Raw genomic sequence first — 15,229 nt, 5'->3', positions numbered from 1 at the left:
CGACCGGCCCGACGCCGCGCTCCGAGCGGCTCGGCCCCCACCCCGGACCCCGACCGACTCCGAGCACCCGCCGGGTGGGCCGACGACCTCCCGGACGACCGTGCGCCCCACGGGGCCGGCCGAGCGGCCGCTCGGAGCGCGTCAGTCGGCGCGACCGACCCGGTTCAGGAGTCGACGGAGCCGGATGATGCCGAGGTAGCGGCCGTTGTCGTCGGTGACGATCACCGGGACGTGCGGATCGCCGGCGAAGGTGCTGAGTCGTTGCGCGACGTCGAAAGGTGAGGAGCTGACGTTGACGACGAGCGCCGGGACGACGGATCGGGTCATGAGCGCGTCGGCGTCGACCATGCCGAGGGGTCGACGATCGGTGTCGATGGTCGCTCGCCACGGATCGTCGGCGTCGAGCCAGTCGCCGGTCATCTCGTCGCCGGCACGGACCGGTGCGGCGGCGTCGACGAGGCGGTGCAGGGTCTCACCAGATGCCGGCGCCTCGTTCAGGGTCGACCTCGCCGTGGGCTCCATCGACGCCCAGGGGGGCGCGGGCTGCGCGAAGTAGAAGCCCTGGGCGAGGGGGACGCCGAGATCGGCGATGCGGAGCGCTTCGGCTCGGGTCTCGATGCCCTCGGCGAGGATCCACGCGTCGATCCTGCTGGCGAACACGCCCATCATCTCCACCAGCGAGGCCTTCGCCTCGTCCTGGTCGATCGATTCGACGAGCGATCGATCGAGCTTGAGGATCGAGGGGCGCAGGCGCAGGATCTGCTGCAGCCCGGAGTAGCCGGATCCGGCGTCGTCGATGGCGATGAGGGCTCCCGACGACCGCAGCATCTGGACCGACGAGGCGACGAGCTCCCAGTCCGACGAGCGGTGCTCGGTGAACTCGATGACCAGACCCCGCGACATCGGATGCGACGCCAGGACCCCACGCACCGACGGCTCGAGGAGGTAGCCGGGGTCGACGTTCACCGTCAGGAAGCAGTTCCGCGGCATCGACGATCGGTGCGCCAGCGACGCAGCGAGGGCTCGGGCCTCCAGCTCCGCCCCGACCCCCAACCTGGCTGCTTGAGCGAACCAGCGGTCCGGACCGACGTCGGGGGTGTCCGGGTGCGTGAATCGGGTCAGCGCCTCGTAGCCGACCACCGCGGCGCGCTCGACGTCGATGATCGGCTGGAACACCGAGGTCAGGCGGTCGTCGTCGTGGAGCGCGCTCGCGACCAGACGACCCCAGTCGACCCCGGAGTCGAGCTCGACGTCGGCGACCACGTCGGGCAAGGTCACGCGACGGTCTGGATGTTCCCGATCACCTGATCGACGAGCGACCGAGGCACCTCGGAGATGCCGTGGACGGCAGCAGCGTGAGCCGCGACCGACTGCAGGATCTCGTCGTCGGACGAGCACGTGAACACCGCATCGCACCCCGGCACCACGTCCCCACAGGCGAACTTCTTCATCGGACACCGGCTCCTTCTGATCGCTTCATCGACATCGGCTCGTCGGTATCGGGTGGTCCGGACGCCACTTGAGCAGAGATCGCAGGCGCTCCGATCCGATGCCGACCGCCACATCGCAGCACATCGCACCCGGTCGTGCCCGACCCTGCCCGGTGCGGGACCGGTCTCGCCCTCGCCGGATCGCCGATCGTGGCCGGCGATCGTCCGTGGCGCAGCTCGCCGACGCCCCTCAGCCGACCCAGCGCGACCGGGAGCCCGCGTGGCCCGTGCGGACCAGCCAGACGGTGGTGACCGCCGCCAGCAGCGCGAACACCACGGCGAGGGTCACGGTCAGCGCGTCGCGCGGGGCGGTCGCCACCCCGGCCCCCGACGACGACCGCAGCCGTCGGTCCCCGACCACCAGCGCGACCGCAGCGGCCAGCCACACCAGGCTCATCACGAACGTCGCCTCGGCGAGCTCGGTGTGCTCCTCGACGTCGCCGAGGACGTTGCCCGAGCTCCGCAGCGCCTCCCCCGACTCCTTCGCGAACCAGAGCAGGCCGACCAGCACCGCGACCCCCGGCGCCAGCCACCACCCGACCCGGTGTCGCCAGTCGGCGCGCACCGCCAGCGCGACGGCGACCACGGACCCGAGGGGGACGAGCACCACGGGAGCGTGGATCGCGAACGCGTGCGTCGGGATCCCGAACAGGGAGTCGAGCAGACCCGCGAGCACGACGGTCAGGACACCGTGATGTCCAGGCGCTGGCCCTGGCCGGCGTGGCTGTTGCCGCCGGAGCCGAGGTTGCACAGCAGGACGTAGCTCCCCGCGACGAGGTCGACGGTCAGGTCCTCCGAGGACCCTGCCGAGAGCCGATCGGTGCGCCCCAGCAGGGCGCCGGTCGGCAGTTCGTCCTCGATGATCTTGCCGCCCTCGTCCTGCGGGAGCGCCTCGTAGCCGTCTCCCTCGATCACCACGAACTCGTGGACGAACTCGCCGTCGTTGGTCGCGGTGAACGTGACCTCGCCCGCCGTGTACTCGCTCGGGGCGTCGATCGCCCACTCGACGAGGGACGCGCTGGCCCCCTCGGATCCCGACGCGGACGGGGCACCGCCGTCGGCGGTGGCCTGGGTGGCGACGGGTTCGTCATCGGTCGCCGGGGCGTCGCCGCTCGTGGCGGGCGGCTCCTCCGCCGTCGATCCCGACGCTGCCTGGTCGTCGTCGGCATCGGACCCCGTGTCGGTGGCCGTCACCGCCGTGCCGTCCGCCGCCGTGCCGTCCGCGGGGGACGTGCTCTCGGTGAAGTCCTCCGGCGCCTCGGTGGAGGGCGCGGGCTCGGTCACGCCGACCGTCGTGTCGGTGGCGTCGTCGGAGCCGCCGCACGCAGCGAGCGCGAGCAGCCCGACGAGGGTCGCGGGGACGAGTCGTCGTGGGGTCGTCATGGAGACGAACCGTACCGGCCGAGGCGGGCACTGCGCTCGCGCTCGTCGGGCGGGCGGCGCGGCCTCACCGCGTCCAGTCCACGAGGTCGAGCACCGTGGGGTCGTGGCGGGGTGAGACGCCGACGATCAGGCGATCGACGCCGGCGCCGGCGAGGCGATCGATCCGGGCCGGGTCGGCGACGACGTCGTCGATCTCGACGAGGACGCTCACCTCGAACCCCGGTCGGCGCTGCGCGTCGAGGCGCTCCAGCTGGCGCCCGAGGCGGTCGGTGTCGCGCAGGTTGACGCCGTCGGCGTGCGCGAGCGCGACGTCGATCGTCCCCCACGACGACGCCCCGACGATCAACGGGGGGATCGGCGCGCCGTCCACCACCCCACCCGCCGCGCTCGCGCCGACGTCGTCGGCTGCGCCCTCGGGGCCGGCTGCGTCGCCGCTCCCCTCCGACGCGTCGTGCCGGCGAGGGGTCGCTCCGCCCACCGGCGTCGCCCAGATCGCACGCAGGGCAGCGAGGTGGGCGACGAGGTCGGCCCGGCGCCGTGCGGTCGGTTCGAGCGTCCGGCCGATCGCCTCGTGCTCGAGCGCGAACCGCGAACCGGGCCCCGCCCCCGAACCGACGCCGAGCAGGACGCGACCCGGAGCGAGCGACTGGACCGAGTTCACCGCGCACGCGAGCTGGGCGGGGTGGCGGTTGACCATGTTCGCGACCAACGTCCCGAGCCCGATCCTCGAGGTGCTGGCCGCGAGCGCGCCGAGCAGCACGAAGGGGTCGCGCGACCACGCGCGATCGATCATCCGCGCGGAGAAGTGGTCGGGTACCCACGCCGCTCCCGCACCGCGTCGCTCGGCCGCCACGCCGGTGCGCACCAGCGATGCGACGTCGGCACCGAAGGGGTGGAGCGCCACGTCGACCTGCACCCGACGACCCTACGCGCATCCGGCCGTGCCCCCGGGCCGACGCCCCGGTGGCGACGCCACCGTGGGTCCCGTGGGGGTCCGTCGGCCGTACGCTCGCGCCGTGGCCGGACATCCCGTCGACTCCCACCTCGCCCGGATCGGGCTCGAGCGCACCGACATCGAGACGGGCGGCGAGGGCCTCGCCCGGCTGCAACGGGCGCACATGGCCGCCGTCCCGTTCGAGAACCTCGACATCGCGCTTGGCGACGGCGTCCCCCACGACGTCGATCTGGCGCTCGAGAGGATCCTCGGCGGCCGGCGCGGCGGCTGGTGCTTCGCGCTGAACTCGACCTTCGCGCTGCTGCTCGAGGCGCTCGGGTTCGACGTCGTGCTGCTGGGGGCCGCGGTCCTCCTCGACGGGCCCTCGACCACCATCGACCACCTCGCGCTCGAGGTCGCCGGCGGGGAGGGCGACCTCGTCCCCCACCTGGTCGACGTGGGCTTCGGCGACTCGTTCGACATCCCTCTCGCCCTCAACGATCGCAGCCCGCAGGACGGGGGTCCGGCGCGGTTCCAGCTGATCGACGGCACGCACGGGACGACGCTCACCGAGATCGTCGACGACGTCCCCGCCGCCCGGTACCGGTTCAAGCGCGTCGCCCACCGCTTCTCGCAGTTCGCGCCGGTCGCCGAGCGGCTCCAGACCGATCCGGATCTGCACTGGTCGATGAAGCCGTTCGCGACCCGCCTGCTCGACCCGTCGTCGTCGGACCGCGTCACGCTGACCCGCGACCGGCTGGAGCTGCGCCGGGGATCCACCGAGATCGTCGAGGACGTGGCGGCGCGGGACTGGGACGACGCGCTCGCCGAGTGGTTCGGGATCACTCCCCCTCCGGGCGGCTGGCGCCGAGCGCCGGGAGTCGCCGATGCCCGAGGGTGACACCATCCGCCGGCTCGCGGACCGGGTGTCCGCCCGCTTCGTGGGCGAGACGTGCCGCCGCTCCACCATGCGCGACCCGCGGATGGTGGGCGCCGACTTCGAGGGCGCACGACTGCTCGAGGCCGACGCGATCGGCAAGAACCTGCTGCTGCGCTTCTCCAACGAGGTGACCCTGCACTCGCACCTGCGGATGCACGGCACGTGGCAGCTCGGTCGCCGCGCCCAGGTGCCGGAGTGGAAGCGTCGCGTCGAGCTGCGGATGGAATCGGGCTGGATGACCGCGATCGACGTCCCGATCCTCGGCACGGTGGCGACCCGCGACGAAGGCGACGTCGTCGGCCACCTGGGGCCCGACCTGTGCGGTCCGGTCCCGCCGGACGTCTCCGTTCTCACCGAGTCGCTCCGCCACGACCCCTCCGCGCCGCTCGGGACCGCGATCCTCGACCAGCGCCGGATCGCCGGGTTCGGCAACCTGTACGCGGTCGAGGTCGCCTTCATCGCCGGCGTGTCGCCCTTCCGCCGGATCGACGAGATCGAGCGCCTCGACCAGCTCGTCGCCGCGGGGACCGCGCTGATCCGCACCAACGCCCGGCGGGGACCGCAGAACACGACGGGGCGCCAGCTCACGACCTCCCACCACTGGATCTACGGACGGGCCCGGCGCCCGTGCCCGTGGTGCTCGACCACGCTGTCGGGCGCGGGCGAGGACGAGACGCCGTGGGGCCGCGTCACCACCTGGTGCCCGTCGTGCCAACCCGCCGAGGGCCCCACCGGGGCCGATCCCGCACGCATCCGGCGGGCGCTGGCGCTGCACCCGGCGCGCCGGGACCCGGCGATGGACCACGTCGCGACCCCCGATCCCGGCTGACGTCGGGCGAACGGCGCCCGACCGGGCCAGACTGGTCGCCTCCCTCGACGAGGACGCCACCGATGGACCCCGACACCCGCCCCGACGATGCGCTCGCGCCGGGCTCCGACGCGCGGCACGGCACGTCGCGCCGCAGGTCGAACGCGGAGCGCGACGCGCCAGCACCGATCGACGGGCCGGACGGGCACCGCGACGGGTGGAGGCGGTTCGCTCGCCGAGCGCTCGGGCCGCTCGCGTGCCTCACGGCGGCGGTCGTCGTGGCGGCGTGCGCGACCGCCGCGGACGACGCCGGCGACGGCGCGCCCCCGGAGCCGACGGCCGCCCTCGCGACCGAGGGGTCGGCGGCGCCGCCGACCGATCCCGACGTGGCGACCGACCCCCCGGCGGCGGCGGCGAGCGGGTCGGGGGACGCGAGCGGCGACGCGCCGTCGTACGCGCACGACATCGAGCCGATCCTGTCCTCGACCTGCGCGAACTGCCACATCGGATCGGGGCCGGGCACGCAGCACGTCCGCTTCGACACCGCCGGCATCGCGGCGAAGAGCTCCGCCGGGATCGCGACCGTCGTGGGATCCGGCTTCATGCCGCCGTGGCCGGCGTCCGACGACAGCGTCGAGTTCGACCACGACTGGTCGCTGACCGACGCCCAGGTCCGCACCCTCGTCGCCTGGGACGAGGCCGGCAGCCCCCTCGACGTCGACGAGGACCGGGAGATCGTCGCGTCCGACGCCGGGGTGCGACTCGACGACCCCACCGAGGTCATCGCCTCGGACGGCTCCTACGACGGCGAGGTCGGTCAGCCCGACGAGTACCGCTGCTTCGTGTACGAACTGCCCACCGACGACCGCGGTGGCTTCCTCACCGCGATGGACTTCCTCCCCGACCAGGAGGTCGTCGTCCATCACGCCGTCGGGTTCCTCGTGCGCGATGCGGACCGTGACGCGATCGCAGAGCTCGACGACGCCGACCCCGGGGGCGGCTGGACGTGCTTCGGGTTCACCCCGTCGCCGACGGCCGAGCTCGTCTACGGCTGGGCGCCCGGCCAGAACGCGACCCGCTTCGGCGACGGCGCCGGGCTGCGTCTCGAGCCCGGCGACCTCTTCGTCATGCAGACCCACTACCACTTCGACGTGGAGGCGCCCGCCGATCGCTCGGAGCTCGCGATCGAGGTGGTGCTCGACGACGAACCGGGGGCGGACCGTCTCACCGCGCTCGACGTCCAGACGCTCGTCGGCCCGGCCGAGATCCCCTGCGCGCCCGACGAGTCCGGACCGCTCTGCGAGCGCGACGCCGCGCTGGCGGCCGCGGTCGGGCGCTACGGGGTGACCGGTGCGATCTCGAACGCGATCAACGCGGTGTGCGGGTTCGACGCCTCACCGGACCTCCTGTCGGCGGACGGCATCGCCCGGTCGAGCTGCGACCAGGCGGTGCGCACGTCGGGGGAGATCGTCGCGCTGTTCGGCCACGAGCACGAGCTCGGCGCGTCGTTCCGCATGACCCTGCACCCCGATACCCCCGACGAGGTCGTGCTGCTCGACATCCCCGAGTGGGACTTCGACTGGCAGCTCGTCTACGAACCGGCCGAGCCGATCGAGGTCCGCGCCGGCGACACCGTCCGCCTCGAGTGCTCCTGGGACCGCTCCCGGCGCGACCCCGACCTCGAACCCGCCTGGGTGCTGTGGTCGGAGGGCACCGACGACGAGATGTGCTTCGCGATGGTGACCGTCCGCCCGGACGGGGCGTGAGTCAGCGGCGCTCGCCGCCGCCCTGATCGATCACCGCGGTGACGAGACGGCACAGGGCCCGGGTGGTCGCGACGTCGTCACCGCCGAACGCGTCGCGCATCGAGCGCACCGTCCGCAGCCGGAAGAGCCCGCACAACGTCTCCGCCAGCCCGTCGGTCCGCTCCGCGATCTCGACGGCGAAGGCCTCGCGCACCTCGGCGTCGAGGGACTCGACGTACGTCCCCGTCTCGATCCGGGTCCCGATCGGCTCGACGATCCGATCCAGTCGCAGACGGCGGAGCACGAGCAGGGCCAGTCGCTCGTCGAGCGGTGCGTCACGACCGATCTTGGGTTCGCTGCGGAACGCGGCCACCGCCCGGTCCCGGCGGGACTCGACCGCGCTCGCGATCGCTCCCTCCGCGTCGCCGAAGTAGCGGTACACCGAACGGGTGGTCATGCCGGAGCGGCGAGCGATGTCGGACACCCGCGGCTCCACCCCCTCGGAGAGCAGCTCGATCACCGCGGCGCGCACGGACTCGATGTTGCGCTCCCGCTTCAGCCGCCGGCCGTCGGGCGGCTCCGCCGTGCGATCCGGCTCGGTCGGACCGCGCGAGCGCGCCGGGTCGCCTGGCGGATCGGGAGGACGTGGACGGCTCATGGCGCTCCCCACCACCTTGTCCGATGGGGCGGGGCCGTGCACGCGAGTCGTGTGAACTCCCGCCGCCGGGAACCGGGTGCGACGGCGGGCTCAGCCGGCGGCGATGGCGTCGGCGGCCGTGCGCGGGAGGTGCGACACGTCGTCGGCGACGAGCGGGCGCGTCCACGCCGCGATCTCCAGCGAGATCCCGTCGGGATCGGTGAAGTACACCGACCGCACGAAGACCCCCTCGTGCTGCTCGCGCGCGACCCCGTACTCGCTGTCGTCGTGGTTCCACACCTCGGTGCAGTCGACGCCGGCCGAGCGCAGCGCCTCCACGCACCCCTCGACCTCGCCGGGTGCGACGGCGAACGCCACGTGGTTCATCGACCCGTGCGCGCTGACGATGTCGCCGCGATCTGGGCGGTTCGCCGGCGCCGTCACCCCCGGGACGGCGGACGGGGCGTGGGGGAACCAGAAGAACGCGAGCGAGTCCCCGTTGCCGCAGTCGAAGAAGAAGTGCTGCCCGCCGCCGGGGAGCTCGATCGTCTTGGTCAGCGGCATCCCCAGCACGTCACGGTAGAACGCGACGGTGCGGGCCATGTCGCTGCTGACCAGGGCGAGGTGGTTGATGCCCGTGAACTGGATCGCGCTCATCGCGCGAGCTTCGCAGCGTCCGGGGCGCGATGCCGAAGCCGACGGCGTCGACGGGGCCGGCCGCCAGCCCACGGCGCCCGACGACGACGCCCGGTACCGTCTGCGACGATGACCGAGACGGCCCTCGTCGACCACCTCCCCACCCCGGGACCCGACGGCACGGTGTCCGACGACGCGGTCTTCGACGCGTTCAGCGCGCACACCGCCGAGGTCGGTCTCGAGATGTACCCCGCGCAGGAGGAGGCGATCTTCGAGCTCCTCGTCGGGAACCACGTGATCGTGAACACCCCCACCGGCTCCGGCAAGTCGCTCGTCGCCACCGCCGCGCACTTCGCCGCGCTCGCCACCGGTCGGCGCAGCTGGTACACCGCGCCGATCAAGGCGCTCGTCAGCGAGAAGTTCTTCGCCCTGTGCCGCGAGTTCGGCTCCGAGCGGGTCGGGATGATCACCGGCGACGCCTCGGTCAACGCGGACGCCCCGATCGTGTGCTGCACCCAGGAGATCCTGGCGAACCTGGCGCTCCGGCACGGGCCGAGCGCCGAGATCGACGTGGCGATCGTCGACGAGTTCCACTACTACGGCGATCCCCAGCGGGGCTGGGCCTGGCAGGTGCCCCTGCTCGAGCTCCCCCACGTCCAGTTCGTCCTGATGTCGGCGACCCTCGGCGACGTCGGCTTCCTCCAGCGCGACCTCACGGCGCGGACCGGTCGCGAGACCTCGGTCGTGCGGTCGTCGCAGCGCCCGGTCCCGCTGGGGTTCGAGTACCGCACCTCGACGCTGCACCACAGCGTCGAGGAGCTGCTCGCCGCCGGGCGCGCCCCGATCTACCTGGTCCACTTCACCCAGAAGGACGCGACCGATGCCGCCCAGGGGTACCTGGCGCTCGACCCGTTGACCAAGGCGGACAAGACCCGGGTCAAGGAGGTGATCGGCGGCTTCCGCTTCGATTCGCCGATCGGCAAGGACCTCAAGCGGTTCCTGTCGGCCGGCGTGGGGGTGCACCACGCCGGCCTGCTGCCGAAGTACCGGCTGCTCGTCGAGAAGCTCGCGCAGGACGGGTTGCTGAAGATCATCTGCGGGACCGACACCCTGGGCGTCGGGGTGAACGTGCCGATCCGCTCGGTGCTGTTCACCCAGCTCTTCAAGTACGACGGCACCTCGACGCGCGTCCTCACCAACCGCGAGTTCGCCCAGATCGCCGGTCGGGCCGGGCGCAAGGGGTTCGACGACTCCGGCGACGTGTGGGTGCAGGCCCCCGAGCACGTCGTCGAGAACCTCCGCCTGCAGGAGAAGGCCGACGCCGGCGGCCGCAAGAAGGTCGTCAAGAAGAAGGCCCCCGACCGCAACTTCGCGCACTGGGATCGCAACGTCTTCGACAAGGTCGTCGAGGGGCGGCCCGAGGAGCTGCGCTCCCACTTCCACGTCAACCACCAGATGGTGATGTCGGTGCTGGACCGGGCGGTGGCGCTCGACGCCGACGGTGAGCGCGTCGACGGGTGCCGAGCGCTCAAGCGGCTGCTCACGGACAACCACGAGACCCGAGCCCGCCGCCGCGGGCACATCCGCCGTGCGATCGCGATCTACCGCTCGCTGGTCGACGCCGGCATCCTCGAGTTCCTCGACGAGCCCGACGAGCTGGGCCGGACCGTGCGCGTGACCGTCGACCTGCAGGACGAGTTCGCCCTCCACCAGCCGCTCTCGCTGTGGGCGCTCGAGGCGATCCTGCAGCTCCAGGAGCAGCGCGACGCCGCCGAGGCGGCGGACGGGACCGCTCCCCCCACGATCGCACCGCTCGACGCCGACGCGACGACCCGCGACGGAGCCGACGCCCCCGTCACCGATCCGGGCGCCGCCGGCCCCGAGGCTGCGTCGGCGGACGACGACCGGCACGCCGCGGTCGCCGCTCCCGCCCCCGCCCCGCGCAACGACGTCGCCCACGCCCTCGACGTGCTCACCGTGATCGAGGCGGTGCAGGAGAACCCCGGGGTGGTCATCGCCGCCCAGGTCGCCGAGGCCAAGGACGAGCTGATGGCCGAGATGAAGGCCGCCGGGGTCGAGTACGAGGAGCGGATGGAGCGCCTCGCCCAGGTCGAGGCCCCGAAGCCGAACCGCGACTGGATCTACTCCAGCTTCAACGAGTTCCGCTCGCGCCACCCCTGGGTCGGCGGCGACACCGTGCGACCCAAGTCGGTCGCCCGCGACCTCCACGAGCGCTCGATGACCTTCGGCGAGTACGTCTCGCACCACTCGCTCAAGCGGTCCGAGGGCGTCGTCCTGCGCTACCTGTCCGACGTCTACAAGGGGCTCGTCCAGAACGTCGCGGAGGAGTTCCGCACCGAGGAGATCGACGACCTCACCCACTGGCTCGGGGCCCTCGTCCGCCAGGTCGACTCGAGCCTGATCGACGAGTGGGAGAGCCTCGTGAGCCCCGACCCCGGCACCGACGCCGCGCCGGTCCGCCCCGCCCCGCCCCCGTCGGTCGTCGACGACGCACGCGCCTTCCGGGTGATGGTGCGGAACCAGATCTTCGAGTGGGCCACCCGGCTCGCACGTCGGCGCGACTACTCGGCCCTCGTCGCCGACCCGGTCGACCCCGAGCGGTTCGCGACGATCGAGGACGTCGCCGCCGCGATGGCGCCCTACTGGGAGCGCCACGACGAGATCGGCCTCGGACCCGATGCGCGCAGCCCGGAGCGGTTCGCCTTCGACGCCTCGACCATGCGGGCGTCGCAGATCCTCCACGACCCCGAGGAGACGAACGAGTGGCGCGTCGAGGCCGTCGTCGACGTCGAGGCATCGATCGAGCGCGGCGCTGCCGTGCTGCGCCTCGCCGACATCATCGGGGACGGCGACGACGGTCCGTCGCCCCCGGACTGATCGCGGCACCGCACCGCCGGATCGACGGATCGACCGGCGCGGTGCTCAGAGGTCGGCGGCGCCGTCGGGCCCGGACGATCCGATCGCGTACGGGCGCCGCTCGAGGTCGGCCGACTTGATCTCCTCGACGATCCTCCACGCCGAGACCACGTCGTCGATCTGGGCGAAGTGCCGGGTCGCGCCGCTCATCGCGTTGTCCAGCATGATCGCGTAGTCGCCGAGCGCCCCGTGGTCGGCCGGTCCGGACGCGACGATCGAGGCGGGGGTCGTGTCGTGGGTGTCGGGGTCGAGCACCCCGATGTCGAACTCGACCGAGGTGCCCGGCTTCACCCCGAAGCGGATCCGGTTCGTGATCCGTTCGCCCTGGGCCGTGCCGGTCCGCAACGTGATCGTCGCCCGGGTGAGGTCGTCGTCGAGCCGCTTGCCCGTGCGGACCGTGATCGGCACCCCGCCCCACCGGTCGTCGTCGACCGTCGTGGTGGTGGCCACGAACGTCTCCACCTCCGAGTCGTCGTCGACGTCGTCGAGTTCGCGGTACCCCTCGTACTGACCGAGGACCGTGCGCGCCGGGTCGAACGGCGACAGCGAGGCGAGCAGCGCCGACCGGGAGCGGTGGTACGCCTCGTCGGAGGGGTCGTCGGGTGCCTCCATCATCAGCACCGCGAGCATCTGCAGCAGGTGGTTCTGGAGCACGTCGTCGATCGCCCCGACCGACTCGTAGAACGAACCACGGCCGTCGACGCCGCCGGATTCGCGCATCTCGAGCTCGATGGACTCGACGAACGACGCGCACATGCTGTTCTCGATCAGCGGGTTCGAGGAGCGCACCACGAGCATGTTCTCGATCGCGCTCTTGGCGAGGAAGTGGTCGACGATGAACAGGCGCGATCCGTCGAGCTCCGCGGTGATCTCGTCGTGGAGCTCGCGCGCCGACGTGGCGTCGGACCCGAAGGGCTTCTCGACGACCAGCCGGGTGGTGTCCGGCAGCGAGCTCGCGTCGATGCCTCGAGCGACGTCGCCGAAGATCCCCGGCGGGAGCGCCGCGTACACGACGGGGAGGCGGACGTCTCCCAGGCGCTCCGCGAGCTCGTCGTAGGTCGAGGGCTCGGTCGAGTCGCCCGACAGGTACGACAGATCGATCGAGGAGACCACGTCGGGATCGAGGTCGGAGCCGTCGGCGGGAGAGTAGCCGTCGAGGGAGCTGTCGAGCATGTCGCGCAGATCGGAGTCGGTGTGCTCGGAGCGGCCGACACCGATCACCGGGACGCCGAGGCGCCCGGCGGCGGTCAGGTCGTAGAGCGCCGGGAACAGCTTCTTCTCCCCGAGATCGCCGGTCAGGCCGAACATCACCAGGGCGTCGGCGCGATCGGGCGTTCGATCGGACGGCTCGGTCGAGGTGTCGCTCACGGCGCAGCCGTACCCGAACGTTGAGGGCACCGAACCCGCCCGCATCGGCGTGACCGACGCCTCCGGCGAGCAGCTCGAGGCGCGCGACCGCGTCACGCTGCGCCGGTCCGGTCAGGCCCGCGGCACCCCCGCACCATACTCGACGCGATGTCCCCGCCCGACACCCCGCCCACCACGGACGACCCGCTCCTCGACGCGCTGCGCGCGCTGACCAGGCGCGAGGGCGCCGCGTTCCGACCGGGCCAGCGCGACGCCGTCGAAGCCCTGGTCGCCGGCCAGCGGGTGCTCGTCGTGCAGCGAACCGGGTGGGGCAAGAGCGCGGTGTACTTCCTCGCGACCCACCTGCTGCGTCGGGGCGGGACCGGGCCGACCCTGCTCATCTCGCCGCTGCTCGCGCTGATGCGCAACCAGATCGAGGCCGCGACGCGCCTGGGCCTGCGGTGCATGACGGTCAACTCGTCGTCGGTGACCACCGTCGACGAGCTGTCCGACGCGCTGTCCGCCGACTCGCTCGACCTCGTGCTCGTCTCCCCCGAGCGCCTGGCGAACCCCGAGTTCGCCGCCAAGGTGATGCCGCTGCTGGAGGAACGGCCGGGGATGATGGTCATCGACGAGGTGCACTGCATCTCCGACTGGGGCCACGACTTCCGACCCGACTACCGGCGCATCGGTCGGATGCTCGACGAGTTCGCCGGTGGCGACGTCGCGATCCTCGGGTGCACCGCGACGGCGAACACCCGCGTGGTCGACGACGTCGCCGAGCAGCTCGGCGCGGAGCTGACGACGTTCCGCGGCGCGCTGGGTCGCTCCGGTCTCGGCCTCGGCGTGATCCACCTGCCCGCGCAGCCGGAGCGACTCGTGTGGCTCGCGGAGCGCCTGGGCGACATCGAGGGCTCGGGGATCGTCTACTGCCTGACGATCCGCGACACCGTCGCGGTCGCCGACTGGCTGCGCTCGCGCGGACACGAGGTCGCCGCCTACTCGGGGGCGACCGACCCCGCCGAGCGCGAGGAGCTCGAGCGGCGTCTGCAGACCAACGACGTCAAGGCGCTGGTCGCCACCAGCGCGCTCGGGATGGGCTACGACAAGCCCGACCTCGGGTTCGTGATCCACTTCCAGATGCCCGGGTCCCCGATCGCGTACTACCAGCAGGTCGGCCGAGCCGGGAGGGCGCTCGACACGAGCGCCGCGGTCCTCCTCGTCGGCCAGGAGGACCTGCGCATCCAGGACCACTTCATCGACCGTGCCTTCCCCCGCCCCGAGCGGGTCGACGAGGTGCTCGCCGTGCTCGATGCGGCGGGGGGCCCGATCGGGCTGCGCGACGTCGCCGCCGAGGTCAACATCGCGTGGGGCGACATCGAGTCGATCCTCAAGCAGCTCGACGTCGAGGGAGCGGTCCGACGCACCCGGGGCCAGTCCTACGAGCGCACCGGCGGGGCCTGGGTCTACCCGACCGAGCGCGTCGCCGGGGTCACCGAGGCGCGGCGCCTCGAGCAGCAGCTGATGATCGACTACGCCGAGACGTCGGGCTGCCGGATGCAGTTCCTCACGTCCCTCCTCGACGACCCGGCCGACGAGCCGTGCGGCATCTGCGACAACTGCCTGCGCACCGAGCGGGTGGTCGCGGGAGCGGACGACGCCCTCGTGGGCGCCGGGGTGTTCGCGCCCTTCGAGCACGATCCGGGAGCGCTGGAGCGCGCCGGGGACTTCCTGCGGAACCGGCCGATCGTCCTCGCCCCGAAGAAGCAGGGGATCCCGGCCGACGAGCGCAGCGAGGTCGGCCAGGCCCTCGCCGTGTGGGGCGACGACGGGTGGGGCCGTGCGATCGAGCGCGGCAAGTACCGCGATCGCCGCTTCGACGACGACCTCGTCGGGGCGCTCGCCGCGCTGGTCGGGTCGTGGGCACCCGACTCCGGCGTCGCGTGGGTCACCGCTGTCCCCTCCACCCGCACGGGCGACCTCGTCGGTGGCCTCGCCGAGCGTCTGGCCGCCGAGCTCGGCGTGCCCTACCACGCCGCTGTCGAGCGGAGCGACGAACGACCGCCCCAGGAGGAGATGTCCAACAGCGCCCACCAGCGCTCGAACGTCGAGGGAGCGTTCTCGGTCGTCGACGACGTCGATCCCGGCGCCGTGCTCGTCGTCGACGACCTGATCGACTCGGGCTGGACGCTCACCGAGGTCGGGCGCGTCCTGCGGCGCGCCGGCAGCGGGCCGGTTCTCCCGCTCGCGCTCGCGACCACCCCCGTGCGCTCGTGACGGGCCGACCCCCGGTGCGCCGCACCCCGGACCGGACGGCCGGTCGCCCCGTCCCCGCCACCGACGGGCGGGTACGGTGGCGCGCTCCGACACCG

Annotated in this window: 13 protein-coding genes; 5 read left to right on the top strand and 8 right to left on the bottom strand. The window is 72.8% G+C overall.

Features of this window, described 5'->3' with window-relative positions; genetic code table 11:
• Positions 1-141: 141 nt before the first annotated feature.
• From ACOOHC_RS05130 to ACOOHC_RS05110, 5 genes are all read right to left on the bottom strand, one after another.
• The gene (locus ACOOHC_RS05130; RefSeq protein WP_420452939.1) at positions 142-1,278 is read right to left on the bottom strand and encodes an EAL domain-containing protein; all 1,137 of its coding nucleotides are present in this window, start codon (positions 1,276-1,278) and stop codon (positions 142-144) included.
• Entirely contained in the window at positions 1,275-1,451 is a 177-nt protein-coding gene (locus ACOOHC_RS05125) for a DUF1059 domain-containing protein (protein ID WP_420451729.1), read from the bottom strand. The genes ACOOHC_RS05130 and ACOOHC_RS05125 overlap by 4 nt, the downstream gene beginning before the upstream one ends.
• 229 nt (positions 1,452-1,680) lie before the next feature.
• Entirely contained in the window at positions 1,681-2,166 is a 486-nt protein-coding gene (locus ACOOHC_RS05120) for a DUF2231 domain-containing protein (protein ID WP_420452938.1), read from the bottom strand.
• Between the two features lie 5 nt (positions 2,167-2,171).
• Positions 2,172-2,873 (bottom strand): hypothetical protein, encoded by a 702-nt coding sequence (locus ACOOHC_RS05115; RefSeq protein WP_420452937.1) that lies wholly within the window; start codon positions 2,871-2,873, stop codon positions 2,172-2,174.
• 64 nt (positions 2,874-2,937) lie between these two features.
• A complete protein-coding gene (locus ACOOHC_RS05110) occupies positions 2,938-3,789 on the bottom strand; it encodes an LLM class flavin-dependent oxidoreductase (RefSeq protein WP_420452936.1) in 852 nt (283 codons plus the stop codon).
• Positions 3,790-3,889: 100 nt separating this feature from the next.
• On the opposite strand from ACOOHC_RS05110, the gene ACOOHC_RS05105 reads away from it, so the two are divergent.
• The 3 genes from ACOOHC_RS05105 to ACOOHC_RS05095 all read left to right on the top strand — a co-directional run bounded on the left by ACOOHC_RS05105 (position 3,890) and on the right by ACOOHC_RS05095 (position 7,321).
• Positions 3,890-4,708 (top strand): arylamine N-acetyltransferase family protein, encoded by an 819-nt coding sequence (locus ACOOHC_RS05105; RefSeq protein ID WP_420452935.1) that lies wholly within the window; start codon positions 3,890-3,892, stop codon positions 4,706-4,708.
• Complete coding sequence (locus ACOOHC_RS05100) at positions 4,695-5,576, top strand: DNA-formamidopyrimidine glycosylase family protein (protein ID WP_420452934.1); 882 nt, start codon at positions 4,695-4,697, stop codon at positions 5,574-5,576. Before ACOOHC_RS05105 ends, ACOOHC_RS05100 begins: the two co-directional genes overlap by 14 nt.
• Before the next feature lie 62 nt (positions 5,577-5,638).
• The gene (locus ACOOHC_RS05095; protein WP_420452933.1) at positions 5,639-7,321 is read left to right on the top strand and encodes a hypothetical protein; all 1,683 of its coding nucleotides are present in this window, start codon (positions 5,639-5,641) and stop codon (positions 7,319-7,321) included.
• A 1-nt stretch (position 7,322) separates the two neighbouring features.
• Here ACOOHC_RS05095 and ACOOHC_RS05090 read toward each other — a convergent pair whose 3' ends face one another.
• Both ACOOHC_RS05090 and ACOOHC_RS05085 read right to left on the bottom strand, forming a co-directional pair.
• Entirely contained in the window at positions 7,323-7,958 is a 636-nt protein-coding gene (locus ACOOHC_RS05090) for a hypothetical protein (protein WP_420452932.1), read from the bottom strand.
• Positions 7,959-8,048: 90 nt separating this feature from the next.
• Positions 8,049-8,594, bottom strand: coding sequence for a VOC family protein (locus ACOOHC_RS05085; protein WP_420452931.1), 546 nt, complete (start codon positions 8,592-8,594; stop codon positions 8,049-8,051).
• Between the two features lie 108 nt (positions 8,595-8,702).
• Here ACOOHC_RS05085 and ACOOHC_RS05080 point away from each other — a divergent pair, with 108 nt between their 5' ends.
• Entirely contained in the window at positions 8,703-11,471 is a 2,769-nt protein-coding gene (locus tag ACOOHC_RS05080) for a DEAD/DEAH box helicase (protein WP_420452930.1), read from the top strand.
• 45 nt (positions 11,472-11,516) lie between these two features.
• Here ACOOHC_RS05080 and ACOOHC_RS05075 read toward each other — a convergent pair whose 3' ends face one another.
• Positions 11,517-12,878 (bottom strand): hypothetical protein, encoded by a 1,362-nt coding sequence (locus tag ACOOHC_RS05075; RefSeq protein WP_420452929.1) that lies wholly within the window; start codon positions 12,876-12,878, stop codon positions 11,517-11,519.
• 147 nt (positions 12,879-13,025) lie between these two features.
• Between ACOOHC_RS05075 and ACOOHC_RS05070 the strand changes: the two genes are divergently transcribed.
• Positions 13,026-15,134, top strand: coding sequence for a RecQ family ATP-dependent DNA helicase (locus tag ACOOHC_RS05070; protein ID WP_420452928.1), 2,109 nt, complete (start codon positions 13,026-13,028; stop codon positions 15,132-15,134).
• Positions 15,135-15,229: the final 95 nt, after the last annotated feature.

Source organism: Ilumatobacter sp. (assembly GCF_965215205.1).
GTDB lineage: Bacteria > Actinomycetota > Acidimicrobiia > Acidimicrobiales > Ilumatobacteraceae > Ilumatobacter_A.
The sequence above is the reverse complement of the archived record's forward strand: the minus strand, read 5'-3'. Positions and strand labels throughout refer to the sequence as shown.

What these genes read in the sequence shown, in the direction of transcription:
- ACOOHC_RS05080 (WP_420452930.1), top strand. Translation starts at nt 8,703, where the DNA reads ATGACCGAGACGGCCCTCGTCGACCACCTCCCCACCCCGGGACCCGAC.
- ACOOHC_RS05090 (WP_420452932.1), bottom strand. Translation starts at nt 7,958, where the DNA reads ATGAGCCGTCCACGTCCTCCCGATCCGCCAGGCGACCCGGCGCGCTCG.
- ACOOHC_RS05085 (WP_420452931.1), bottom strand. Translation starts at nt 8,594, where the DNA reads ATGAGCGCGATCCAGTTCACGGGCATCAACCACCTCGCCCTGGTCAGC.
- ACOOHC_RS05100 (WP_420452934.1), top strand. Translation starts at nt 4,695, where the DNA reads ATGCCCGAGGGTGACACCATCCGCCGGCTCGCGGACCGGGTGTCCGCC.
- ACOOHC_RS05095 (WP_420452933.1), top strand. Translation starts at nt 5,639, where the DNA reads ATGGACCCCGACACCCGCCCCGACGATGCGCTCGCGCCGGGCTCCGAC.
- ACOOHC_RS05125 (WP_420451729.1), bottom strand. Translation starts at nt 1,451, where the DNA reads ATGAAGAAGTTCGCCTGTGGGGACGTGGTGCCGGGGTGCGATGCGGTG.
- ACOOHC_RS05070 (WP_420452928.1), top strand. Translation starts at nt 13,026, where the DNA reads ATGTCCCCGCCCGACACCCCGCCCACCACGGACGACCCGCTCCTCGAC.
- ACOOHC_RS05115 (WP_420452937.1), bottom strand. Translation starts at nt 2,873, where the DNA reads ATGACGACCCCACGACGACTCGTCCCCGCGACCCTCGTCGGGCTGCTC.